Raw genomic sequence first — 23,797 nt, 5'->3', positions numbered from 1 at the left:
TTCGCATACGGCCAGGTAGGCAGGGGCGGATCGGCAGTCGGGCCGATTCCCGGCGGTCGGCGTGCCGCCTGGGCGCGTAGCCACGGAGGCGGTCGGGACGGCCGGGGCGGCGGCCGTATCGCACCGCGGATACGCCGGCTCACTCCCGCGCGCGAGGGAGGTGACGATCAGGTGCCGTTGCGCGGGTGCACGCCCCCCGGAAGGCGCGTCGGCGCCGTCGTACGGCAGCCCCTTCGCCCGGAGTCCGGGGCCGATCACCGTCTCTGCCCGGCGGCCCGCCCTTTGCGCCGGTGCCTGTCCCGCAAAGCGGAACCGGCTCGTCGACCAGGGCTTTCCCCGCCGGGCGCCGGCCGCGGCGGGGATCAGGGGTGGCGGGAACGGCTTGGTCCACCGGCAGCGGCTCGTCCGGCTCGGGCCACGCCGACGTCACCAGCGGCACAGGGGCCACGAGCCGCGCGGGACGCATCAACCGTCACAGCGTTCGCTCCGGACGCGCTCGGGCGGGGGGCGTACGTGCCGCAGGCGGCCCCTCCCGGACGGCCCGACAGTGCTGTCGTACGGTCTCCCCGTTCCCCGCAGTGTCCTGGACGCCTGCCCGAACATGGCCGAACACCCGGGCGTCGATGATTCGACATGACTGGCGCGGTGCCGACCGGGCAAGGATCCCCGTGAACGTGTTCGAGCAGGAGGGGAACCCACATCGACACGCGGGCGGGGGTCATGGAGAGGCAGGCACGGGGAAGCGGTCCGACGGCGATCGCGAGCACCTCGGCGACGAGACAGGCGGGGGAGAGCAGGGCCGAGGACGTGGTGGAGCAGAACCGGGCCGCGCAGCTCAGTCGCAGACTCGGACGGGCCGACCTGCGGGCGGTGCCCGAGACGCGCCGGGCGCTGAGGGAACTGTTGCGGGGCTGGGGGAGGCCGGGGCGGTCGGAGACGGCGGAACTGCTCACCAGTGAACTCGTCACCAACGCGCTCGTGCACACCGACGACGACGCGGTCCTGACGGCCACCGTCTCCCCGTCCGGCCTGCGGGTGGAGGTGCGGGACTCCGTGGCCCACCGTCCCCGGCCGAGGGTGCCGAGCGCCGACGAGGCCACGCACGGCCGGGGTCTGGTCCTGGTGGAGTCCCTCGCGGACACGTGGGGGGTACGGGCGCAGGGCGGCGGCAAGGTCGTCTGGTTCGAGTTGGGCGCCGGGGCCGCGTGAGCGAAGGCAGCCGGGCATCCGACCGTTGAGCGGCGGTTGCCGAGCCCGGCTCGCCCATGTCGGCGGGCAACGGGCAACGGGCAACGGGAAGGGGGCGCGACCTCGGCGGTCGCGCCCCCTTCCCATGACAACTGATAGTCCGTCAGCCGAACTGCTGCTCCAGGTCCTTGAGCTTGCGCTCGAGGGAGTCGAGGCGCGGCAGGGCCATGGTGTCGTCCTCCGCGGTGAGGTCGACGGTGATCGAGGAGTCAGCTCCGTGGCGTACGGGCTGAAGGGAGTGCCGTGAGCGTACGGGCAGCTGCTCCGCCGAGTTCGCTATGGCAGGCTCCGCCGAGACCCGCTCGGCCGTGGCCGGCTCCAGGGCGGCCGGGGCCTCCACCGGACGGCCACCGCCGCCACCGCGGCCGGGGAAGCGGGGGCCGTGGCCCCGGCTGATCGCCTTCAACTGCGCCCGTTCGACGCGGTGCTGCTCGCGGCGGCGCAGCTTCGTCTCTTCCTTGCGGGCCTTGTCCTCACGCACCTCGTCGACGGCCTCGTCCAGGCTGCGCACGTTCTCGAGGAGCATGAGCGACCAGGCCCTGTAGGTCTCGCGGGGGGCACGCGCCCAGCGCACGACGCGGATCTGCGGGAGCGGACGGGGCACGAGACCCTGCTCGCGCAGCGCGGCCCGGCGGGTCTGCTTCAGGGCCCGGTCGAAGAGCACGGCCGCCGAGAGGGACATGCCGGAGAAGAACTGCGGCGCGCCGTCGTGACCGAGGCCCCTGGGCGCGTGCACCCAGTTGAACCAGGCGGCCGCGCCCGCGAACGTCCACACGAGTATCCGGGAGCCGAGGGCGGCGTCGCCGTGACTGGCTTCGCGCACCGCGAGCACGGAGCAGAACATGGCCGCGCCGTCGAGGCCGAACGGAACCAGGTACTCCCAGCCGTTGGTCAGGCCGAGGTTCTGCTGGCCGAAGCCGACCAGGCCGTGGAAGGAGAGGGCGGCGGCAACGGCCGCACAGCAGAACAGAAGAACGTAGGAGGCAGTGCCATATATGGCCTCCTTGCGCCTGCGGCGCTCCTCGGTACGCTCCCACGAATCGTCCGCGCTCGCGTTTGCCCCGGAGGAGCGCTTGCCGCGCGCGAGCACCGCCACCGCCGCCAGCATGCCCAGGAGCAGTACGGCGCCGGGAAGCAGCCAGTTCAGCGATATGTCGGTCAATCTCATCAGGGGTCCCTTGCATTGGGATAGGGCGTAACGCCCGCCATAGTGGCGCAATCCCGCCGTCCCTCAGGGGGTTTCGGGGCAAGAGGCCGCCAAGGAAGTGCAAGGGGATGCCCAGGGCGACGTTCTGCTCGAACTGCCGCTTGAGGGGCGGGAGTTGAGTTCGAATAAGACTACCCGTACGGGTGGTTCCCCGGATAGTTCCCGGGGCAAGTGAGGAAATTGTGAATTGCCTGTAACCCTGGGAGGAGTCTCGTCCGGGTGATCTTACGGGACGGCCGGCGGCGCCCGGCCCGCGGGGGCACCTGAGGCCTCCTCAACTGGCGGCGACCGCGGTGAGCTTGGTGACGCGGTCCGCGTCGCAGGTGCGCGGGCAGGTGGCGCAGGTGTCCTCGGGGCGCAGCGTGTAGAACATGCAGCAGCTCGCCCGGTCCCGGGTGGGCAGGGTCTCGCCGTCCGGTCCGGTCAGCTCACGGAAGGACGCCGCGCCGACGTAGGGGCGGGTGGCACCCGGCAGGAGCAGCTCCAGTTCCCGTCGCGCCCGGTCCTTCTCGCCCTCGCCGAGCAGCTCGGCGACGTACCAGAGGCTCTCGACGATCTCGTCGGTCACCATGCCCCACAGGGCCCGGCCGCGGCGTCGCGCGGGTGGTCCGAACCCGGCGAGCACCGGCTCGTGGTGCTCGGCTATCGCGGCCCGCACCTCCGCCCGCAGCGCCTCCTCGTCCGGGACCACCCGGGCGCCGGGCAGCAGCGCCGCCGGATCGCCCGGCAGGCAGGCGAAGGAGGTGGGCGGCCGGACGGCCATCCGCATGCCGTCGCCCGTGCGGTCGTACGAGACGTGTGTCACGGGGAGGCGGGGCACCCGGCGGTGCAGGAACCAGGGGACGGTGATCAGCAGACAGGCGGGCCAGGAGTACCGGTGCAGCCCGAAGCTCGCCACCACGTCCGGGCGGGCGGACTGTCCGTAGTCACGGACGACCTGGGCGTCGTCCCAGGCGAGGAAGGCCTCCAGCGCCGCTCCGCCCTGCGCGAGGTCGGCCGCCGCGACCCAGCCGCCGCCTTGCGGAAACGGTTCCCGGTGATCCAGCTCCGTGACGGTCAGGCCGGGGAAGACCGCCGCGAGGCGGGCGTAGGCCTCCGCTGTGGCCGACGGGGCTGTGGGCATGCCGGGACCGCCGTTTCGGAAGGAATTAAAGGTAAGCCTTACCTTACTCAGTATCGTCGGGATTTGAACTGACGGCCAGTACGCCTAAGGTGCTTGACGGACGAGTAACAACCCGCCGTAATGACCCCAAGTACCGACAAGGCCGGAGGAGGCCCCGTGGAGCAGGGTGCGCAGGGCTCCACCGGTACCGGAACCCCGGCCGTGCCGGGGGCCGAGGGCCGGGCCCGGGTGCCGGCGCAGTCACGGGGGTCCGCCGGGTACGGCGAGGAAGCGGACCGGGAGAGGTGCGGTCCGACGGGCGCCGCGCGCGGTGAGCACACGCACAGCGAGACCCCCGTCCCGCGCCCCCGGCCTGTCGTGCAGCGTTCCTCGGTGCGCGGCCAGATCCTCGACGCCCTGCGCACCGCGCTCGTCGCCGGGGAACTGCTGCCGGGCGAGGTGTACTCGGCACCGGTCCTCGGTGATCGCTTCGGGGTCTCCGCGACGCCGGTCCGCGAGGCGATGCAGCAGCTCGCGCTGGAGGGCGCCGTCGAGGTCGTCCCCAACCGGGGCTTCCGGGTGATCGTGCGGGGCAAGCGTGAGCTGGCCGAGCTGGCCGAGGTGCGCGCGCTGATCGAGGTTCCCGTGATGCTGCGGCTCGCCCGTACGGTGCCCGCCGAGCGCTGGGCGGAGTTGCGGCCGGTCGGCGAGGCGAGCGTGCGCGCGGCGGCCTCCGGCTGCCCGGCCACGTACGCGGAGGCCGACCGGGTCTTCCACCGGGCGGTGCTCGCCCTGTCCGGCAACGAACAACTGGTCGGCGTCGCCGAGGATCTGCACCGACGCTCGCAGTGGCCGCCGGCCGGCGGTTCGGTGCGGCGCGGGCGGGCGGATCTGATGGCCGACGCGGCGGAACACATGGCACTGCTGGAAGCGCTGACGGCCGGCGAGCCGGACCGTGCGCAGGCGCTGGTGCGCGGGCACTTCACCGGCCCGCGCGGCTGAGCCGACCGCTGCCGGGCCACGACCCTGCCGCCCGCCGGACCCGATCAGCGACAAAGCGACCGCGCCGCGCGCCGCCCTCTTGCCCGCGTGTCGCCACGCCCGTGTCGCCACGCCCGATCGGTGGCCCGCCCGCAGTGCGCGCGAGACCTCGCCGGCCGGCCGCGCGGAAGCCTTGTCCGACCACCGTCGGCGACACATATCCGCTGCCCGTGCCGCTCGTCGAGGCCGGCAGGCCCAGGCCCACCTGGGACGGGTCCAGGCCGCCCTCCAGCTGGATCCGGCCCCCCAGGGGCCCAGCCTGCTCGCGCCGCGAGAGGGTCACGGCCCCTTGGACCGTGCGAGCGTCACGTTCCCTCAAGTCGTGAAGGGGGCTCGCCCGCTCGGCCCGTCAAGAGGCCCCGCTCCCTTGAGCCTTGAGCGTGCTGCCTCCCTCACCAGTCCCCTGTCGGGCCGTGTCCTCAGACTCCGGACGGGCTGGGCGTCGGCGGTGGGGCCAACTGCCGTGCCAGCCAGGTCGGTACGCCGCCCAGGAGCCGGAACAGCCGTCGCGCCTCCTCCCGTAGCCGTGAGGCCTCCGGGTCGACCTCCGCGTCCGCCAGTGAGGCGAGCGCCGGGGCGGTGCCCACCAGGTAGCCCAACTCCTCCCGGATGCGCAGGGATTCGGCGAAGCCGTGCCGGGCCTCCGCCACCTCGCCGTCGCGCAGGGCGAGTCCGGCGAGGTGGCGCCAGGTGAAGGACAGCAGCAGCAGGTCGGAGTGGGCCGCGGCGGCCGTGTGGGCGCGCCGGTACGCGGCCCTCGCGGCCTGCGGGGAACGCGAGATGTTCTCGGCGAGCAGACCTCGGCGGAAGTCCAGCAGCGCCCGTCCGGGCGCGTCCGGCGGGATCAGCGCCGCCGCCCGGCCGAGCGCGGCCCGCGCCTCGTCCACCCGGTCGCGCACGCCGTGCAGCGTGGCCGCGTAGGCAAGTTGCCCTCGTTCACAAGCGGCCGCGCCGCGCTCCTCGTCGTCGTGGGCCAGCGCCTCCGCCGTGCGCAGCGCGTCCTCGGCGTCCTGCCAGCCCTGCTCGGTGTACAGACACCGTTCCACGAGCAGCGCGGCCCGCTGGACCGAGCCCGCCGCGCTGTCGGGCGGGAGCAGAGCCGCCGCGTCGGCCCAGCAGGCGCGCGAGCGCAGCCGCCATACCGCGGTCTGGAGGGGATCGTCACCTGAAGTCGTTCCGGTACCGGACATGGCGGTGTACGCCACGTTGCCCTCCCCGAGCGCGCCGTCGAGCTTTGAGTGGTGGCCGCATCTCAGCACGAATCGCGGGACCGGGCCAAGGGGGCGGGTGAAGGATTTCACAAAGTCGTGGGACTCCGCGCCCCAAAGGTTTCGACGGGTCGTGACCCAGGGGTGGTAACCGGTGTCGCTTCGGTATCAGCTCATCCGCAGCGCAAGGAAGAAATCCAGCTTGTCCTCCAGCCGCGAGAGGTCACGGCTCGTCAACTGCTCGATCCGTCCGACCCGGTAGCGCAGCGTGTTGACGTGCAGGTGCAGACGGGACGCGCACCGGGTCCACGAACCGTCGCAGTCCAGGAACGCCTCCAGGGTCGGGATCAGCTCCGCGCGGTGCCGTCGGTCGTAGTCGCGCAGCGGGTCCAGGAGACGGGCGGTAAAGGCTTTCCGCACATCGTCCGGGACGAACGGGAGCAGCAGCACGTGCGAGGCCAGTTCCTGGTGGCCCGCGGCGCAGACCCGGCCGGGGCGGGCGGCGGCCACCCGCCGGGCGTGCCGTGCCTCCTCCAGGGCCCCGCGCAGCCCCTCCGCCGAGTGCACGGCCGCGCTGACGCCCAGCGTGAGCCGCCCGTCGCCGTCGAGGCCGGACGACAGCGGCTCCCGAACGGTTGCCAGCAGCGCGTCGGCGAGGAGGCCGGTCTCGGAGCCGTCGTGCTCCCTCGACACCGCCGGCAACGGGACCAGGGCGATGGCCTCGTCGCCGGTGTGGGCCACGGCGATGCGGTCGGAGGGCTCGGATCCGGTGGCGAGCGGGTCGACCAGGATCTCCTCCAGGAGCGACTGGGCGAGAGGGCCGGCCTCCGGCCCGCCCTCGTCCCACTCGACGCGGGCCACGACCACCTGCCAGTGCGGGGCCGCTCCCAGCCCCGGCAGCAGCACCGGCGCGGCCACCCGCAGGCGGGCCGCGATCTCCGCCGGGGCCGCGCCCGTCTGGACCAGCTCCAGCACCTCCTGTGCGAGACGCCGGCGCACCGTGCGCGCGGCGTCCCGGCGGTCCCGCTCGACGGCGATCAGCTGGGTGACGCCCTGGAGGAGGTCGAGGCGCTCGTCCGCCCAGTCCCCGGCGTCTGCCTCGACGGCCAGCAGCCAGTCCGACAGGACGCTCTCGCGCACGTCCCGCGGTGTCTGGGCGGCCTGCGAGGTCCGTGCGGCCTGCGGGGCGCGGCCGCCGCTGCCGATCGGGAACAGCGAGTACGTCGTCTGGCCCATGATCACCCGGTGCGGTCCGCGCCGCCCGGTACGGACGGCCGCCAGGTGCTCCGCCGCCAGCTTCGCGCACGCCTCGGGCGGCAGGCCCGGGCCCGCCATCTTGGGACCGGCGATGAGCCGTCCGGTGGGGGACAGGACCCAGGCCCGCAGGTCCAGGTCGGAGCCGAGCAGGTCCAGGACCACGTCCGGGCCGCCGCCCGCTGGGCCCGAGGTCATCATCCGGCGGTGCCGGTCCACGACGGCCGCGAGGTCCCCGGCGCGCTCGCCGGACACCTGCCGTACGACGTGCTCGGTGATCGTCGCGAAGGCCACCGACTCGTGCACCGCGAACAGCGGGAGACGGTGCCGGGCGCAGGCCACGGCCAGGTCCTCCGGAACGGCCCCCAGCTCCGCCTCGCCGGCCGCGAGCGCGGCCACCCCGGCCTGCACCAGGATCCGCACGAACGGCTCGGAGTCCGCCGCGTCCCGGCGCCACGCCAGGCCCGTCAGCACCAGCTCGCCCCCGGCGAGGTAGCGGCTGGGGTCGCGCAGGTCGGTGGTCATGACACCCCGTACCGTGCGGTCCAGCTCGTCCTCGCCGCCGAGGAGCCTGAGGCCCAGCGCATCGGTGTCCAGCAGTGCGCGCAGCCGCATCTCGTCGCCGCCGTTCTTTGTCTCGAAAACTACGATGAATCCTGAAGGACGTGGTGGGAGAGGACCCGCCGTCGGCCCCGCCCCGGGGAGCCCGACCCGTGCGGCGGACAGTCACGAACCGCATTCTTCGGTGGCCAGGTCGTTTCCTACGTTTCCACAGGAAAACGAGGAGGTTACTGAGGACCTCCGTTCATACGAATCTACAAGATGCCTGGGCCGACCAGCCAACTCCTTCATGGTTTCCGTGACTGACCCGGTCGGAGCAAGGCGCTGTGTACTGGCCTCACTCCGCGTGAACACCACAGATACGAGCCGGGCCCGCCGCACCCGATTCTGGCTCGATACGACTCACGAGACTCAAGAGACGAAGAAGAGAGCCGGTCATGGACTTCCTTCGCCCCGCCAGCTGGGAGGACGCGCTCGCCGCCAAGGCCGAGCACCCCACCGCTGTGCCGATTGCGGGTGGCACCGACGTGATGGTCGAGATCAACTTCGACCACCGGAGGCCCGAGTACCTGCTCGACCTCAACCGCGTGGGTGACCTCTACGAATGGGAGGTCGGCGAGGAGAGCGTGCGGCTCGGCGCCTCCGTCCCCTACACCCGGATCATGGAGAATCTGCGCGCGGAACTGCCGGGCCTCGCCCTGGCCTCGCACACCGTGGCCTCCCCGCAGATCCGCAACCGCGGCGGCGTCGGCGGCAACCTCGGCACCGCCTCCCCGGCCGGCGACGCCCACCCCGCCCTGCTGGCGGCCGGCGCCGAGGTCGAGGCGGAGTCCGTGCGCGGTACCCGCCGGATCCCGATCGACGCCTTCTACACCGGTGTGAAGCGCAACGCGCTCGCCCCCGACGAGCTGATCCGCGCCGTCCACATCAAGAAGGCCGACGGCCCGCAGCAGTACTCCAAGGTGGGTACCCGCAACGCCATGGTCATCGCCGTCTGCGCCTTCGGTCTCGCGCTGCACCCGCAGTCCCGGACCGTTCGCACCGGCATCGGCTCGGCCGCGCCCACCCCCGTCCGGGCGAAGACCGCGGAGGACTTCCTCAACGCGGCGCTCGAAGAAGGCGGTTTCTGGGACAACGGAAAGATCATCGCCCCGTCGGTCGCCAAGCAGTTCGCGGACCTGTGCGCCGCCGCCTGCAACCCCATCGACGACGTCCGGGGGACGGCGAGTTACCGACGGCACGCGGTGGGCGTCATGGCCCGCCGCACGCTGACCTGGACGTGGGAGTCGTACCGCGGCCCCCGCCGCACCGCAAAGGGAGCCGCGTGATGCGCGTCAACTTCACTGTCAACGGACGTCCGCAGGAAGCCGACGACGTGTGGGAGGGCGAGAGCCTGCTCTACGTGCTGCGTGAGCGGCTCGGACTGCCGGGTTCGAAGAACGCCTGCGAACAGGGCGAGTGCGGCTCGTGCACGGTGCGCCTGGACGGCGTCCCGGTCTGCTCCTGCCTGGTCGCCGCCGGGCAGGCCGAGGGCCGCGACATCGTCACCGTCGAGGGCCTCGCGGACTACGCCAAGCAGCGCGCCGGGCACAGCGGTTGTGGAACCGCTTCCTGCGGCACCGCGGGCGCCTCCCCCTCCCTCGACGGGGCCGACGGCCGACCCACCCAGGGCGCCGACTCCCACACCGGCGAGGGAACCGAACTCGCCCCGATCCAGCAGGCGTTCATCGACGCCGGCGCCGTCCAGTGCGGTTTCTGCACTCCGGGGCTGCTGGTCGCCGCCGACGAGATGCTGGAACGCAACCCGAACCCGAGCGACGCGGACATCCGCGAGGCGCTCTCCGGCAACCTCTGCCGGTGCACCGGATACGAGAAGATCATGGACGCGGTCCGCCTGGCGGCCGCCCGACAGGGAGAGGCGGTCTGACGATGCCCTCCCCCACTCTCGGCTCCGCTCGAGCGGGCGGTGCCCCCATCGGCGCTCCCCTCGGCACTCCCACCAAGGTCACCCAGGCCTCCCGGACCAAGGGCGGCATCGGCGAGTCCACGCTCCGCCCCGACGGCACCCTCAAGGTCACCGGCGAGTTCGCGTACTCGTCCGACATGTGGCACGAGGACATGCTCTGGGGCCAGATCCTGCGCTCCACGGTCGCCCACGCGGAGATCGTCTCCATCGACACGTCCGAGGCCCTCGCCCTGCCCGGTGTCTACGCCGTGATGACGTACGACGACCTGCCGACGGACGTGAAGAACTACGGCCTGGAGATCCAGGACACCCCGGTGCTGGCCCACGGCAAGGTCCGCCACCACGGCGAGCCGGTCGCGATCGTCGCCGCGGACCACCCCGAGACCGCCCGCCGCGCCGCCGCGAAGATCAAGGTCGAGTACCGCGAACTGCCCGTCGTCACCGACGAGGCCTCCGCGACCGCGCCGGACGCGATCCTGATCCACGAGGGCCGCGACGACCACCACATCGGTCACGTCTCGCACCCGAACATCGTCCACCGCCAGCCGATCGTCCGGGGCGACGCCGCCGCGGCCGCCGCGCGCGCCGATGTCGTCGTCAGGGGCGAGTACACCTTCGGCATGCAGGACCAGGCCTTCCTCGGCCCCGAGTCCGGCCTCGCCGTGCCCGAGGAGGACGGTGGCGTCCACCTCTACATCGCCACCCAGTGGCTGCACTCCGACCTGCGCCAGATCGCGCCCGTCCTCGGCCTGCCCGAGAGCAAGGTGCGGATGACGCTGTCCGGTGTCGGCGGCGCGTTCGGCGGCCGCGAGGACCTGTCGATGCAGATCCACGCCTGTCTGCTGGCCCTGCGCACCGGAAAACCGGTCAAAATCGTTTACAACCGTTTCGAGTCCTTCTTCGGCCACGTCCACCGTCACCCGGCGAAGCTCACCTACGAGCACGGCGCGACCCGCGACGGCAAACTCACCCACGTCAAGTGCCGGATCGTCCTCGACGGCGGCGCCTACGCCTCGGCCAGCCCGGCCGTCGTCGGAAACGCCTCCTCGCTCGGTGTCGGCCCCTACGTCGTCGACGACGTCGACATCGAGGCCATCGCCCTCTACACCAACAACCCGCCCTGCGGCGCGATGCGCGGCTTCGGCGCGGTTCAGGCGTGCTTCGCCTACGAGGCGCAGATGGACAAGGTCGCGGCCGAACTCGGCATGGATCCGGTGGAGTTCCGCCGGCTCAACGCGATGGAGCAGGGAACCCTCCTGCCGACCGGGCAGCCCGTCGACTCCCCGGCGCCGGTCGCCGAGATCCTGCGCCGGGTCAAGGCGATGCCGCTGCCCCCGGAGCGCCAGTGGGAGAGCAGCGAGGGCGCGGACGTACGGCAGCTGCCCGGCGGCCTGTCCAACACCACGCACGGCGAAGGCGTCGTACGCGGAATCGGTTACGCGGTCGGCATCAAGAATGTCGGCTTCTCCGAGGGTTTCGACGACTACTCGACCGCCAAGGTGCGCATGGAGGTCATCGCCGGCGAGCCCGTCGCGACCGTCCACACGGCCATGGCGGAGGTCGGCCAGGGCGGTGTCACCGTCCACGCGCAGATCGCCCGCACCGAGCTGGGTGTCTCGCAGGTGACCATCCAGCCCGCGGACACGCAGGTGGGCAGCGCCGGCTCGACCTCGGCCTCCCGGCAGACGTACGTCACCGGCGGCGCCGTCAAGAACTCCTGCGAGCTCGTCCGGGAGAAGGTCCTGGAGATCGGCCGTCGCAGGTTCGGCTCCTACCACCCCGCCTGGGCCACCGCCGAGCTGCTCCTGGAGGGCGGCAAGGTCGTCACCGACGGCGGTGAGGTCCTCGCCGACCTGGTCGACGTGCTCGAGGGCGAGAGCGTAGAGGTCGAGGCGGAGTGGCGGCACCGGCCCACCGAGCCGTTCGACCTGCGTACCGGGCAGGGCAACGGACACGTCCAGTACTCCTTCGCGGCGCACCGCGCCGTCGTCGAGGTCGACACCGAGCTCGGTCTCGTGAAGGTCATCGAGCTGGCCTGTGTCCAGGACGTCGGAAAGGCGCTGAATCCGCTTTCCGTGATCGGTCAGATCCAGGGCGGCACGACCCAGGGGCTGGGCGTGGCGGTCATGGAGGAGATCATCGTCGACCCCAGGACGGCGAAGGTCAGGAACCCGTCGTTCACGGACTATCTGATCCCCACGATTCTCGACACGCCGACCATCCCGGTCGGCATGCTCGAACTCGCCGACGACCACGCCCCCTACGGGCTGCGTGGCATCGGCGAGGCACCCACCCTGTCGTCCACCCCGGCGGTCCTCGCGGCCATCCGGAACGCGACCGGGCTGGAGCTCAACCGCACGCCGGTACGTCCGGAGCACCTCACCGGAACATGACCCCACGGGGTCCGATCAGGTGTCGTCCGGGGGTGCCGCACCCCCGGAGCACCCTCCCCTTGTTCGTCTCGGGCCGTCCCCCGGGTCGTCCATTCCCAAATCCCGCGACCAGCCGAAGGCACCACGCGGGTGTCCCTTTGAACCTTGGGAGATGGCCCATGACCCAGCAGTCACTGGAGCCGAGGACCACAGCCGAAGACGCGGGCGAAGGCACCCGCGTCCCGGCCGGACGGTCCTGGCTCGATCGGTACTTCCACATATCCAAGCGGGGATCCACGGTCGCCCGCGAAGTGCGCGGCGGCGTCACCACCTTCATGGCGATGGCGTACATCCTCCTGCTCAACCCCCTGATCCTGTCCGGCAAGGACGCGGCAGGGGACACCCTCGGCCCGCAGGCGCTGATCACCGCAACCGCTTTCGCAGCGGCTTTCACCACGTTGCTGATGGGCTTCTTCGGCAAGGTGCCGCTCGCGCTCGCCGCCGGGCTCTCGGTCTCGGGCGTCCTGTCCTCCCAGGTCGCCCCGGAGATGACCTGGCCGCAGGCGATGGGCATGTGCGTGCTGTACGGCGTCGTCATCATGCTGCTGGTCGTCACCGGCCTGCGCGAGATGATCATGAACGCGATCCCGCTCGCGCTCAAGCACGGCATCACCATGGGCATCGGCCTGTTCATCGCGCTCATCGGTTTCTACAAGTCCGGCTTCGTGCACCAGGGCGAGGCGACCCCGGTCACCCTCGGCCCGGCGGGCGAACTCGCCGGCTGGCCCGTCCTGTTGTTCGCCGGCACGCTGCTGCTGATCTTCATGCTCCAGGCCCGGAACATCCCCGGCGCCATCCTCATCGGGATCGTCGGCGGCACGGTCGTCGCCGCGGTCCTCAACGCCACCGGGGTCGTCGACCCGAAGCAGTGGGCGGCCGGCGCTCCTGAACTGCACGGCAGCGCGGTCTCGATGCCCGACTTCTCGCTCTTCGGGGACGTGGAGTTCGGCGGCTGGGGCGAGGTCGGCGCGATGACCGTCGGCATGATCGTCTTCACGCTCGTCCTCGCCGGGTTCTTCGACGCGATGGCCACCATCATCGGTGTCGGCACCGAGGCCGGGCTCGCCGACGACAAGGGCCGGATGCCGGGCCTGTCCAAGGCGCTGTTCATCGACGGCGCCGGCGGAGTGATCGGCGGGGTGGCGGGCGGGTCCGGCCAGACCGTGTTCATCGAGTCGGCGACCGGCGTGGGCGAGGGAGCCCGTACGGGTCTCGCCTCGGTCGTCACCGGCGCCTTCTTCGCGGCCTGTCTGTTCTTCACCCCGCTCACCGCGGTCGTCCCGCAGGAGGTCGCCGCCGCCGCCCTGGTCGTCATCGGCGCGATGATGCTGATGAACGCCCGCCACGTCGACTGGGCCGACCGGGCGACCGCGGTCCCGGTGTTCCTGACCGTCGTCCTGATGCCGTTCACGTACACCATCACCACCGGTGTCGCCGCGGGCGTCATCTCCTACGTCGCCATCAAGGCAGCGCAGGGCAGGGCGCGGGAGATCGGCGCCTTCATGTGGGTCCTGACGGCGATCTTCCTCGTCTACTTCGCCCTCAACCCGATCGAGAGCTGGCTGGGCGTGCACTAGCACCCCGGCCCGACGGGCACCCGCCCCCGCACCACCGCACTTCGCACCACCGCACCCCGCACCACCGCCCTCCACGCAACCGCAGTCAAGGAGACCGAGAGATGCTGGACATCGCCGAGGAGCTGAACCGGTGGGTCGAGCAGGGCCGTGACTTCGCCGTGGCCACCGTGGTGGCCGTCGGCGGCAGCGCGCCCCGCCGGCCGGGCGCCGCCCTGGCGGTGGACGCCGACGGAACGGCGATCGGCTCGGTCTCCGGTGGCTGCGTGGAGGGCGCGGTGTACGAGCTGTGCCGGCAAGCGCTGGAGGACGGGGAGTCCGTCCTCGAACGCTTCGGTTACAGCGACGACGACGCGTTCGCCGTCGGGCTCACCTGCGGCGGGATCATCGACATCCTCGTCACCCCGGTGCGGGTCGGTGACCGGGTCCGGCCGGTGATCGAGGCCGGCCTGGCGGCCGCCGCCTCCGGCGGGGCCACGGCGCTGGCGCGGATCGTGACCGGCCCGGCGGACCTCGTCGGCCGCGCGCTGGTCGTGCGCCGCCGGGGGACCGACGAAAACGGTTCCCGCATCAGCGCTTCTTACGACAGCGGTTTCCAGGGCAGCGGTTCTTACGACAGCGGTTGCCGCGCCAGCACCTCGTACGACAGCGGTTTCCACGGCGGCGCTTCTTACGACAGCGGTTTCCGCAACAGCACCTCGTACGACAGCGGTTTCCACGAAGGTGGCTTCGGCGCCCATCCGGAGCTGGACCGTACGGTCGCGGCCGAGGCCGGCGCCTTCCTCGACGCCGGTCGCACCGGCACCCTGGAGATCGGCGAGCAGGGCTCCCGCTGCGGGGCGCCGCTCACGGTCCTGGTCGAGTCGTCCGTCCCGCCGCCCCGGATGATCGTGTTCGGCGCGATCGACTTCGCGTCGGCGCTGGTGCGGGTCGGCAAGTTCCTGAACTACCGCGTGACGGTGTGCGACGCGCGTCCCGTCTTCGCGACCGAGGCCCGTTTCCCGGAGGCCGACGAGATCGTCGTCGAGTGGCCGCACCGCTACCTGGAGCGCACGGCGGTGGACGCGCGGACCGTGCTGTGCGTCCTCACCCACGACGCCAAGTTCGACGTCCCCCTGCTCCGGCTGGCGTTGCGGCTCCCGGTCGCCTACGTCGGCGCGATGGGCTCCCGCCGCACCCACCTCGACCGCAACGCCCGGCTGCGTGAAGTAGGCGTGACCGAGCTGGAGTTGGCCCGTCTGCGGTCCCCCATCGGCCTCGACCTGGGGGCCCGTACGCCCGAGGAGACGGCGCTGTCGATCGCCGCCGAGATCGTGGCCGACCGGCGCGGCGGCAGCGGGGTCTCACTCACCGGCGCGCACACGCCCATCCATCATGACGCGAGTTCGGTGCCGACGGGCCGGATCGGCTCGGTGGCCTGAGCCGCCGCACCGCGCACGGCCGGCTGGTCCGGCCAGGTGAACGCGTAGCGCGGGTCGCCGCCCCGGCTCAGCCGGACGTGGCGCAGCAGTTCGCGCGCGATGCCCGCGTTGCCCATCGCCCAGCCGGTCTGCGGTTCGAGGCGGTCCGGGGTGGGCCGGTGCGCGAGGTTGGACCAGCGCGCGCCGTCCGCGTCCCGGGTCGCGCGGGAGAGGAGGTCCGCCACGAGCGTCCGGGCGAAGCCGGGGGAGTCGCCCTGCTCGGCGATCCGGTCCGAGGCCAGCGCCAGCACCCCGGCCGTCCCGCAGCAGCGGCCGTTGTTGTCCCAGAACCCGGGCCGCAGCCGGCGCGGCAGCCCGGACCGGGTCACGGTGTGCCAGCAGCGGTCGGCGAGCTCTGCCCACGCGGGCTCAGCGAGCACGTCCCGCAGCAGCCGGAAGACCTGGGCGTCGCCGGCCGGTCCGTGACACCAGCCGTAGCTGTACCGCTCGACGACGTCGGGCCGGTGGCGCGGGTCGGAGTGCGGCACGAGGAATCCGTCCGGACCGTCCTCGTCCCGGGCGACGACGTCCGCGACGCCGGCCCGTCCGAGCTCCACCAGGTCCGTACGGCCGGCGGCGGTTCCGACGGCGGCCAGCGCGTACGCGATCCCGAGCGTGCCGTGCGAGACATGGTGCAGCCGGGCCGGCGCGCCGAGCTTGAACTCCCAGGTGACGCCGCCCCCTTGGGTGGGCTCGGCGGTTTCCAGGTACGGCTCCAGCGCCCGTACGGCGAGGTCGGCGTCGCCGGCCGCCAGTGCGCCGAGGCCGATGCCCGCGTTGCCGCCCATCAGCTCGAACAGCACGCCCCAACGCACTCCGTCGAAGTGTGACCGCACCCGCTGAAGGGCCCGGTCGGCGGCGGCGCCGGCGGTGTCGTCGGCGAGTTCGCGGTGGACGGTCCGCAGCGCGAGGGCGATACCGGTCAGCCCGAAGTACAGGGAGTGGTCCGGGTGGTCGTCGACGGCGTCGGCGAGGCTGCGGGCGGCGCGCAGGGCGGTGTCGGCCCAGGAGTCGTCGCCGAAGTGCCGCCAGGCCTCCAGGAGTACGGGTACGACCCCGGCGGTGCCGTTGTAGAGCTGCGGATCGATCATGTCGTCCGAAGGCCTGACGGGCCAGCCGAGCCCGCCGCTTCCGGTGTCACGGGCGGTGCTCCGCAGCCAGCGCAGGGCGTCGACCGCGAGTTCCTCGATGTCGTCGGCTGCCGTCATGCCCCCAGCCTGGCACGGGCCTTGCGACTCTCGCACCGTCACCGGCCGCGGAGCAGCCGGTTGACCGCGCGCCCGAACACCGAGCGGGCCGTGGTCCGCAGAAGGGGGTCGAAGAGGGGCGGCAGGAAGCGCACGCGCAACTCCTCCCGCCAGAGCACCCGGGCCCGCCCGCCGGGGCCCGGCCGTACCTCGATCTCGGCCCAGCCGAGGACGACCCGGCCGCGTTTCTCCAGCCGGCACCGGCCCGGCTCGTCCTCGGACGGCGGCTGCCACACGGTCACCTCCATCCGGTCGGCGAAGGCGAAGGGGCCGAGACCCGAACGCGCCACGAGGACCGTGCCCTCATGGGTCGGCGCGGGGGTGAGCACGGCGACGTGGGTCAGCGGTACCACGTCGCCGTGCCGGGACCACTGCGTCAGGCGACGCCAGGCGTCGTCCGGGGAAAGCGGTACCGTGCGTTCGAGCTGGAAGAAGACCACGCGTTGATCGTAGGGAGTCGGAGCCGTCCGACGGAGGATTACCCTCCGGCTCACAGGTTCGGACTCACCTTCGCGTGTGCCGGCCGGGTCAGCGGTAGACGTGCCCGGGCACCGCCGTCCCCGGCGCCAGCAGTTGGGGAACCGTCACGAAAACGTATCCGCGCTCTTTCAGCGCGTCGATGATCCCCGGTACGGCCGGCACGGTCCCGTCGTAGATGTCGTGCAGCAGGATGATGCCGTCCCGGTCGGCCTGGGCGAGCACCCGGCGTTGGATCAGTGCGGAGTCGGTCGTCGTGTAGTCCTTGGCGGTCACCGTCCACAACACCTCGGCGAGGCCCAGTTCGCGGCAGATCTCGTGCACGGTCTCGTCGGTGCGGCCCTGCGGCGGGCGCATGAGGGTGGGGCGCCGGCCGGTGAGGCGCTCTATCTCGTCGTTGGGGCGCTGGAGTTCCTCGCGTATCTCCTCCGGGGTGATCCGCGTGAGGATCTTGTGGTCCCAGGTGTGGCTGGCCACCTCGTGTCCCTCGGCGGCCATGCGGGTGACGAGCTCCGGGTACTTCTCGATGTGCCGCTCGCCCAGCAGGAAGAAGGTCGCCGGGACCTGTCTCTCCTTCAGGATGTCGAGCAGCCGGGCCGAGTTCTCGCTCGGGCCGGCGTCGAAGGTGAGGGCGATGCACTTCGCCTCACGGCAGTCGACGGTGCCGAAGCGGGCGGCCTGGGTGGTGGCCGCGGGGCGGGCGCGGGCGGCGCTCGGGTGCGTGATGTCGGCGGCGCCGCAGCCGGTCAGCGTGACCGCCAGGCAGCCGGCCGCCGCCGAGATGGCAACGGCCCGCAACCTGGCCCCCGTTTTCTTCATCTTCCTGGTCAGAGAAGGCATGTCGAGACTATACATAGAGCGTATACACCCTATGTATAGTCTCGGTCGTCATGCGCTCCTCAGGCCGGACAGGGCCTCATTGGGCGTAGAAGGTCGCGTCTCCCTTGTCCGTGGCCGTGCTCGGCGTCTGCACATAGAGCACGTAGTTGTAGTGACGGACATAGCGTCCGGCGTAGTTGTACGACTCGTACGAGACCCCCGCGGAGTCGGCGAGACCGGCCCGCCGGTAGAAGCTCGCGTCGGACGCGAACGCCGACGTGCCGTCGCTCTTCTCCAGCCACACCTCGAAGTTCTTGTGCCGCAGGTAGTAGCCCGGGAAGTTGGCCGACTCCAGGGAGACCGTGCCGGTGCCCGCGAGACCGGTGACCACCCGGAACTGCGAGTCGGCGAGCGGGCTGACCCCGGCCTCGATGCGGGCGCGGTACTCCCAGTGCCGGATGAACCGGTCCGCGTAGTTGTACGAGGAGAAGCGCTGCGGGGTGACCCCGTCGGCCACCGGGATGCCGAAGTCGGGGGTACCGTCCGCCTTCCAGTACACCTTCTGTACGCGGGTACGGCGGTTGGGGTCGTTCAGCGGGTCACCGGTGATGTCCTTGTAGCTGCGGTCGTGGTAGACGAGGATGTCGGACTTGCCGTCCTCGGAGACCGTGAACGAGTTGTGGCCCGGCCCGTACTGCGAGGTCGAGGCGTTCGAGGTGAAGACGGGCTGCGTCCCCTTGGTCCAGGACGCCGGGTCGGTCAGGTCGGCCGTCGCGGAGGCGGTCAGCATGCCCAGGCAGTAGTTGGCGTCGGTCGCGCTCGCCGAGTAGGTCATGAAGACCTTGCCGCCGTGCTGGATCAGCGCGGGACCCTCGTTGACCTTGTAGCCGATCGTCTCCCAGGAGAGCGTCGGCTGAGAGATCTCCGCCGCGGTCCCCGAGATCGTCCAGGGGTTGGTCATCTTCGCGATGAACAGACTGGTGTTGTTGTCCTCGGACGGGTTGCGCTGCGCCCAGGCGAGATAGCGGACGCCGTTCACCACGAACGTGGTGGAGTCCAGCGAGAAGCTCTCCCACGTGGTCTTGATCTGGCCCTTCTCGGCCCAGGTCGCGGTGAGCGGGTTGGCGCCGGTGCCTTCGAGGACGTACATCCGGATCGCCCAGACGTCGGTGGTGGACCCGGCCGCGAAGTACACGTACCACTTGCCGTCGATGAAGTGGATCTCCGGCGCCCAGATGTGGGCGCCCATGACCCCGCTGCTGTGCTTGGTCCAGATGGTGACCTCCGGGGCCGTCGACAGGCCCTGGATGGTCGTCGCCCGGCGCAGCACGATGCGGTCGTACGCGGGGACCGTGGCGGTGAAGTAGTAGTAGCCGTCGGTGTGCTTGAAGATGTGCGGATCGGCGCGCTGCTCCGCGATCGGGTTGGTGTACGTCACCGCGGGGGAGTCGGGCACGGCGGCCTGGGCGGGGGCGCCCACACCGGTGAGGACGGCCGCGAGGGCGACGAGGCCGTCCAGGATCAGCCGAACGGCGTTGCGTCTCAAGGGAGTTCTCCTGACGGAGGGAGTGGGGAGGGAAGGGAGAGGGAGAGGGAGAGGGAGCAGAAGGGGCAGGGGCAGGGGGAGAAGGTGCCGGGTTCAGGTGGTGGGCACGAGGCGCCACTGCTGGCAGGTGTTGTTCAGCCAGGTCCACTGCCGTACGTCGGTGCCGTTCGCGGTCCCGCAGTCGGCGACGTCGGCGACCTTGCCGCTGTTCTCGTTCACCAGCCGGACGTAGTCGCCGGTCGCGGTGAAGACGGGACGGAAACGCTGGCACTTGTTGTTCAGCCATGACCACTGGCGCAGGTCGGCGCCGTCGGCGGCGGAGCAGTCGGCGGTGTCCAGCACGCCCCCGGTGGCCACGTTCACCAGCCGGCTGGTGTCGTCACCCTGGTCCTCGATCCGCCACTTCTGGTTCGTGCCGCCGGTGCAGGTCCACTGGAAGACGTTCGTGCCGTTGGCCGTGGAACCGCCTTCGACATCGAGGCACTTGCCGCTGTTGCGGTTGACGAGGGTGTACGCGGTCGGGGTCGCCGCCGTCTCGCCGGACGGGCCGGGGAGCGTCGTGCCCAGGGCGACGGGGGTGCCGAAGTTCGGGGTGCCGTCGGCGTTCCAGGTGAACTTCTGGGCGCGGGTCGTCCGGCCGTTTCCGCAGCCGCCGCTCGCGGACGAGTTGGCGTGGTAGACGATCCAGTTCTCGGTGCCGTCGGGTGAGGTGAAGAAACCGTTGTGGCCCGGGCCGTAGACGCCGGCCGTGTCGCTGCGCTGGAAGACGGGCGTCTGCTTCTTGGTCCAGGACGCCGGGTTCAGCGGATCACTGCCCGTCAACTCCAGCTGGCCGAGCTTGTAGTCGGCGGTCTGGCAGTAGCTGGCGGAGTAGCTGAGGAAGGTGCGGCCGTTGTGGTAGAGCGGTTCCGGGCCCTCGTTGACGGGCGCTCCCACCCGTTCCCAGTCCAGGGTGGGGCTGGAAATCACCGTGAACGTGTTGCTGGACAGCGTGTACGGGTTGCTCATCGGCGCGATGACCAGGCTCTGCGCGCTGCCGTTCACGAAACCGCTTCCGACGAGATACAGGTTTCCGTTCGCCTGCAGCACGCTCGCGTCGATCAGCCAGCCGCCCGGCGTGAGGTTGGAGCCGGTGAGGGAGCCCTTGTAGGTGTAGGGGCCCAGCGGGTCGGTGCCGGCGCTCTCCAGGACGTGGGTGCGCTGGGAGTCGCAGCAGGCGGTGCCGCCCTGGCCGGCCGAGTAGTAGAGGTACCAGTGGCCGTTGAACCGGTGGATCTCCGGTGCCCAGATGTTGGTGTTGCGGGTCGAGGTGGTGTCCGACCACACCTGCACGGTGGGCGCGGTGGCGAGGCCCGCCAGGGTCGGCGCCTTGCGCATGCCGAGGACGCCCGTGAACGTCGTGGTGATCAGGTAGTAGTTGCCGTCGTAGAACTCCAGCCAGGGGTCGGCGCCCTTGGCCGACTTCAGCGGGTTGGTGTACGGGCGGCCGTCGGCCGCGGCCACCGGCTGAGTCGCCGCCACCAGGGCGACGAGAAGGGCCAGGACGCAGACGAGCAGGGGTCTGCGGCGGTACTTCCGAGGCATACAGGACCGTCCCTTGTCCGTGAAACTGCCTGTCCGGGATTTCGAACATGGTTCGTAACTTCGGCCAGAAGATAGGGCGCCTGTATGTCCTCGTCAATGGTTTCGACAGCCTCACCGGCACCGGTGACCCGTCGGGGCAACAGCCGTCACCGCACGGCCGGTCGGCGGCGCGACGCGCCAGGGCGCCCGGCCCGGTCGCTTGGGACCGGGCCGGACGCCCTGGATGTGCCGGCCGTGTTCGGGCCGTTGTGTTGCTGTTCTGCTGTTCCCGATCCTCTGCGATCCTCCGGGGAGGCCGGGATCAGATCAGGTCGAACCGGTCGAGGTTCGAGACCTTGACCCACGCGGCGACGAAGTCGTTCACGAACTTCGCCTTCGCGTCGTCGCTCGCGTAGACCTCGGCGACCGCGCGCAGCTCGGAGTTCGAGCCGAAGACGAGGTCGGCGCGGGTGCCGGTCCACTTGACCTCGCCCGTGGCGGCGTCGCGGCCCTCGAAGGTGGCCTGGTCCGAGGACGTCGACGACCACGTCGTACCCAGGTCGAGCAGGTTGACGAAGAAGTCGTTGGTCAGCTTGCCCGGCGTGTCGGTGAAGACGCCGTGCGAGGACTGGCCGTGGTTGGCGCCCAGCACGCGCAGGCCGCCGACCAGGACGGTCAGCTCGGGGGCGCTCAGGGTCAGCAGGTTCGCCTTGTCGAGCAGCAGGAACTCGGCCGGCAGGCGGTTGCCCTTGCCGAGGTAGTTGCGGAACCCGTCGGCGGTCGGCTCGAGCGCGGCGAACGACTCGACGTCCGTCTGCTCCTGGGTGGCGTCCACGCGGCCCGGAGTGAAGGGGACCTCCACAACGTGGCCGGCGTCGGCCGCGGCCTTCTCCACGGCGGCGGCGCCACCGAGGACGATCAGGTCGGCCAGCGAGACCTTCTTCGCGCCGGAGTTGAACTCCTGCTGGATACCCTCCAGGACGCGCAGCACCTGGGCCAGCTCGTCCGGGTTGTTGACCTCCCAGCCGCGCTGCGGCTCGAGGCGGATGCGGGCGCCGTTGGCACCGCCGCGCTTGTCGCTGCCCCGGTGGGTGGAGGCCGACGCCCACGCGGTGGACACCAGCTGCGAGACGCTCAGCCCGGAGTCGAGGACCTTGGCCTTGAGGGCCGCGATGTCCTCGGCGCCGATGACCTCGCCCTCGGCCTGCGGCAGCGGGTCCTGCCACAGCAGGGTCTCCGCCGGGACCTCCGGGCCGAGGTACAGGGACTTCGGGCCCAGGTCACGGTGGGTCAGCTTGTACCAGGCGCGGGCGAACGCGTCCGCGAACTCGGCCGGGTTCTCGTGGAAGCGGCGCGAGATCTCGCCGTAGATCGGGTCGAAGCGCAGCGCCAGGTCGGTGGTGAGCATCGTCGGGAGCTTCTTCTTCGACGGGTCGTGCGCGTCGGGGATGATCGCCTCGGCGTCCTTGGCCACCCACTGCTTGGCGCCGGCCGGGGACTCCGACAGCTCCCACTCGAAGCCGAAGAGGATGTCGAAGAAGTCGTTGCTCCACTGGGTGGGCTTGGAGGTCCAGGTGACCTCCAGACCGCTGGTGATGGCGTCGCCGCCCTTGCCGGTGCCGTAGGAGGACTTCCAGCCCAGGCCCTGCTGCGCGAGGGCGGCGGCCTCGGGGTCGTCGCCGACGCTGTCCGCCGGACCGGCACCGTGGGTCTTGCCGAAGGTGTGACCACCGGCGATCAGGGCGACGGTCTCCTCGTCGTTCATCGCCATGCGGCGGAACGTCTCGCGGATGTCGCGGGCCGACGCCAGCGGGTCCGGGTTGCCGTTCGGGCCCTCGGGGTTGACGTAGATGAGGCCCATCTGGACGGCGCCGAGCGGGTTCTCCAGCTCACGGTCGCCGGTGTAGCGCTGGTCGTCGAGCCAGGTGGTCTCCGGGCCCCAGTACACGTCCTCGTCGGCCTCCCAGACGTCCGCGCGGCCGCCGCCGAAGCCGAAGGTCTCGAAGCCCATCGTCTCCAGCGCGACGTTGCCCGTGAGGATCATGAGGTCGGCCCAGGAGATGGACTGGCCGTACTTCTTCTTGACCGGCCACAGCAGACGGCGGGCCTTGTCGAGGTTGGCGTTGTCCGGCCAGCTGTTCAGCGGCGCGAAGCGCTGCTGCCCGCGGCCACCGCCGCCGCGGCCGTCGCTGATGCGGTAGGTGCCGGCGCTGTGCCAGGCCATCCGGATCATCAGCGGGCCGTAGTTGCCGAAGTCGGCGGGCCACCAGTCCTGCGAGGTGGTCAGCACCTCGGCGATGTCCTGTTTCACGGCCGCCAGGTCGAGGGCCTCGAACGCCGCGGCGTAGTCGAACTCCGCGCCGAGCGGGTTCGCCACGACGGGGTCCTTGGCGAGGATCTTCAGGTTGAGGCGCTCCGGCCACCACTGGCGGTTGCCACCGCCCTGGGTGGGGTGCGCGGCGCGACCGCCGTGCGCGACCGGGCAGCCACCTGCCTCCGCCGCCTTCGAGTCGGTCACGATCGCATCATGGTTCTCGGTCATGGGGGAATCCTTCTGGGCTGGTCGGATCACATGCTCAGGTACCGCAGGCGTCGGGTCCCGCGGGCGCTCAGGTGCTGGGGGCGGTGGAACAGTCGGGGCACAGGCCCCAGTAGATGACCTCGGCCTCGTCTATGGCGAAGCCGCGGTCGTCCGAGGCGGTCAGACAGGGGGCGTGGCCGACGGCGCAGTCCACGTCGACGACCGCGCCGCAGGACCGGCAGACGAGGTGGTGGTGGTTGTCCCCCACGCGTCCCTCGAACCGGGCGGGGCTGCCCGGGGGCTCGATGCGGCGCACGAGTCCCGCGGTGGTCAGCGCGTGCAGGGCCTCGTAGACGGCCTGGAGGGAGATGTGGCCCACGCGGCCGCGCACCCCCGTGGCGATCGCCTCGACACCCAGATGGTCGCCGTCCCGGACGGTCTCGAGCAGGGCCACACGGGCGGCCGTCACCCGCAGGCCGACACCGCGCAGCTCTTCGGCGGTGGTCGGTGTACGGGGTGCTGTCATGGCGACGAACCTACTTCATAAACACGAACCATTCAAGAAAACGAA

Annotated in this window: 18 protein-coding genes; 7 read left to right on the top strand and 11 right to left on the bottom strand. The window is 71.4% G+C overall.

The window, feature by feature from the left end:
- Positions 1–720: 720 nt before the first annotated feature.
- Positions 721–1,209: an ATP-binding protein gene (locus OG933_RS10895; RefSeq protein ID WP_362524933.1), complete on the top strand. Its 489-nt coding sequence runs from the start codon at positions 721–723 to the stop codon at positions 1,207–1,209.
- 142 nt (positions 1,210–1,351) lie between these two features.
- Here OG933_RS10895 and OG933_RS10890 read toward each other — a convergent pair whose 3' ends face one another.
- Complete coding sequence (locus OG933_RS10890; RefSeq protein ID WP_362524931.1) at positions 1,352–2,416, bottom strand: DUF2637 domain-containing protein; 1,065 nt, start codon at positions 2,414–2,416, stop codon at positions 1,352–1,354.
- 313 nt (positions 2,417–2,729) lie between these two features.
- On the bottom strand, positions 2,730–3,578 hold the full coding sequence (locus OG933_RS10885; RefSeq protein ID WP_362524929.1) for a (2Fe-2S)-binding protein: 849 nt from the start codon (positions 3,576–3,578) through the stop codon (positions 2,730–2,732).
- 156 nt (positions 3,579–3,734) lie between these two features.
- On the opposite strand from OG933_RS10885, the gene OG933_RS10880 reads away from it, so the two are divergent.
- Complete coding sequence (locus tag OG933_RS10880; RefSeq protein ID WP_405626743.1) at positions 3,735–4,559, top strand: GntR family transcriptional regulator; 825 nt, start codon at positions 3,735–3,737, stop codon at positions 4,557–4,559.
- A 458-nt stretch (positions 4,560–5,017) separates the two neighbouring features.
- Here the strand turns inward: OG933_RS10880 and OG933_RS10875 are convergent, their stop codons facing one another.
- Positions 5,018–5,803, bottom strand: coding sequence for a hypothetical protein (locus tag OG933_RS10875; RefSeq protein WP_057605949.1), 786 nt, complete (start codon positions 5,801–5,803; stop codon positions 5,018–5,020).
- A 171-nt stretch (positions 5,804–5,974) separates the two neighbouring features.
- Positions 5,975–7,675, bottom strand: a complete 1,701-nt coding sequence (locus tag OG933_RS10870; RefSeq protein WP_405626741.1) for a PucR family transcriptional regulator — start codon at positions 7,673–7,675, stop codon at positions 5,975–5,977.
- A 383-nt stretch (positions 7,676–8,058) separates the two neighbouring features.
- Here OG933_RS10870 and OG933_RS10865 point away from each other — a divergent pair, with 383 nt between their 5' ends.
- The 5 genes from OG933_RS10865 (at position 8,059) to OG933_RS10845 (ending at position 15,014) form a co-directional block, all read left to right on the top strand.
- Positions 8,059–8,949 (top strand): xanthine dehydrogenase family protein subunit M, encoded by an 891-nt coding sequence (locus tag OG933_RS10865; protein ID WP_020125405.1) that lies wholly within the window; start codon positions 8,059–8,061, stop codon positions 8,947–8,949.
- Entirely contained in the window at positions 8,949–9,548 is a 600-nt protein-coding gene (locus OG933_RS10860; protein WP_362524920.1) for a (2Fe-2S)-binding protein, read from the top strand. The genes OG933_RS10865 and OG933_RS10860 overlap by 1 nt, the downstream gene beginning before the upstream one ends.
- A 2-nt stretch (positions 9,549–9,550) precedes the next feature.
- Positions 9,551–11,980 (top strand): xanthine dehydrogenase family protein molybdopterin-binding subunit, encoded by a 2,430-nt coding sequence (locus OG933_RS10855; protein ID WP_405626739.1) that lies wholly within the window; start codon positions 9,551–9,553, stop codon positions 11,978–11,980.
- 158 nt (positions 11,981–12,138) lie between these two features.
- A complete protein-coding gene (locus OG933_RS10850; protein WP_405626738.1) occupies positions 12,139–13,596 on the top strand; it encodes an NCS2 family permease in 1,458 nt (485 codons plus the stop codon).
- A 101-nt stretch (positions 13,597–13,697) separates the two neighbouring features.
- Complete coding sequence (locus OG933_RS10845) at positions 13,698–15,014, top strand: XdhC family protein (protein ID WP_405626737.1); 1,317 nt, start codon at positions 13,698–13,700, stop codon at positions 15,012–15,014.
- On the opposite strand, the gene OG933_RS10840 is transcribed toward OG933_RS10845, so the two are convergent.
- The 7 genes from OG933_RS10840 to OG933_RS10810 all read right to left on the bottom strand — a co-directional run bounded on the left by OG933_RS10840 (position 14,966) and on the right by OG933_RS10810 (position 23,752).
- A complete protein-coding gene (locus tag OG933_RS10840; protein WP_405626735.1) occupies positions 14,966–16,261 on the bottom strand; it encodes a lanthionine synthetase LanC family protein in 1,296 nt (431 codons plus the stop codon). The genes OG933_RS10845 and OG933_RS10840 overlap by 49 nt on opposite strands.
- A 38-nt stretch (positions 16,262–16,299) precedes the next feature.
- Entirely contained in the window at positions 16,300–16,740 is a 441-nt protein-coding gene (locus OG933_RS10835) for an SRPBCC family protein (RefSeq protein ID WP_405626734.1), read from the bottom strand.
- A gap of 88 nt (positions 16,741–16,828) precedes the next feature.
- Complete coding sequence (locus OG933_RS10830; protein WP_405633345.1) at positions 16,829–17,596, bottom strand: polysaccharide deacetylase family protein; 768 nt, start codon at positions 17,594–17,596, stop codon at positions 16,829–16,831.
- Between the two features lie 97 nt (positions 17,597–17,693).
- Positions 17,694–19,142 (bottom strand): family 43 glycosylhydrolase, encoded by a 1,449-nt coding sequence (locus OG933_RS10825; protein WP_405626732.1) that lies wholly within the window; start codon positions 19,140–19,142, stop codon positions 17,694–17,696.
- A 93-nt stretch (positions 19,143–19,235) separates the two neighbouring features.
- Positions 19,236–20,726, bottom strand: a complete 1,491-nt coding sequence (locus OG933_RS10820; protein WP_405626731.1) for a family 43 glycosylhydrolase — start codon at positions 20,724–20,726, stop codon at positions 19,236–19,238.
- A gap of 301 nt (positions 20,727–21,027) precedes the next feature.
- A complete protein-coding gene (gene katG / locus OG933_RS10815; RefSeq protein ID WP_405626730.1) occupies positions 21,028–23,247 on the bottom strand; it encodes a catalase/peroxidase HPI in 2,220 nt (739 codons plus the stop codon).
- Positions 23,248–23,314: 67 nt separating this feature from the next.
- Positions 23,315–23,752, bottom strand: a complete 438-nt coding sequence (locus OG933_RS10810; RefSeq protein WP_362268826.1) for a Fur family transcriptional regulator — start codon at positions 23,750–23,752, stop codon at positions 23,315–23,317.
- Positions 23,753–23,797: the final 45 nt, after the last annotated feature.

Origin of the sequence: Streptomyces sp. NBC_00016 (assembly GCF_045040885.1) — a bacterium.
Taxonomy (GTDB): Bacteria; Actinomycetota; Actinomycetes; order Streptomycetales; family Streptomycetaceae; genus Streptomyces; species Streptomyces coriariae.
The sequence above is the reverse complement of the archived record's forward strand: the minus strand, read 5'-3'. Positions and strand labels throughout refer to the sequence as shown.

Excerpts from the sequence above, each read along its gene's own strand:
- OG933_RS10895 (WP_362524933.1), top strand. The coding sequence starts at position 721 with ATGGAGAGGCAGGCACGGGGAAGCGGTCCGACGGCGATCGCGAGCACC.
- OG933_RS10890 (WP_362524931.1), bottom strand. The coding sequence starts at position 2,416 with ATGAGATTGACCGACATATCGCTGAACTGGCTGCTTCCCGGCGCCGTA.
- OG933_RS10885 (WP_362524929.1), bottom strand. The coding sequence starts at position 3,578 with ATGCCCACAGCCCCGTCGGCCACAGCGGAGGCCTACGCCCGCCTCGCG.
- OG933_RS10870 (WP_405626741.1), bottom strand. The coding sequence starts at position 7,675 with ATGCGGCTGCGCGCACTGCTGGACACCGATGCGCTGGGCCTCAGGCTC.
- OG933_RS10865 (WP_020125405.1), top strand. The coding sequence starts at position 8,059 with ATGGACTTCCTTCGCCCCGCCAGCTGGGAGGACGCGCTCGCCGCCAAG.
- OG933_RS10860 (WP_362524920.1), top strand. The coding sequence starts at position 8,949 with ATGCGCGTCAACTTCACTGTCAACGGACGTCCGCAGGAAGCCGACGAC.
- OG933_RS10855 (WP_405626739.1), top strand. The coding sequence starts at position 9,551 with ATGCCCTCCCCCACTCTCGGCTCCGCTCGAGCGGGCGGTGCCCCCATC.
- OG933_RS10850 (WP_405626738.1), top strand. The coding sequence starts at position 12,139 with ATGACCCAGCAGTCACTGGAGCCGAGGACCACAGCCGAAGACGCGGGC.
- OG933_RS10845 (WP_405626737.1), top strand. The coding sequence starts at position 13,698 with ATGCTGGACATCGCCGAGGAGCTGAACCGGTGGGTCGAGCAGGGCCGT.
- OG933_RS10840 (WP_405626735.1), bottom strand. The coding sequence starts at position 16,261 with ATGACGGCAGCCGACGACATCGAGGAACTCGCGGTCGACGCCCTGCGC.
- OG933_RS10830 (WP_405633345.1), bottom strand. The coding sequence starts at position 17,596 with ATGAAGAAAACGGGGGCCAGGTTGCGGGCCGTTGCCATCTCGGCGGCG.
- OG933_RS10820 (WP_405626731.1), bottom strand. The coding sequence starts at position 20,726 with ATGCCTCGGAAGTACCGCCGCAGACCCCTGCTCGTCTGCGTCCTGGCC.
- katG (WP_405626730.1), bottom strand. The coding sequence starts at position 23,247 with ATGACCGAGAACCATGATGCGATCGTGACCGACTCGAAGGCGGCGGAG.
- OG933_RS10810 (WP_362268826.1), bottom strand. The coding sequence starts at position 23,752 with ATGACAGCACCCCGTACACCGACCACCGCCGAAGAGCTGCGCGGTGTC.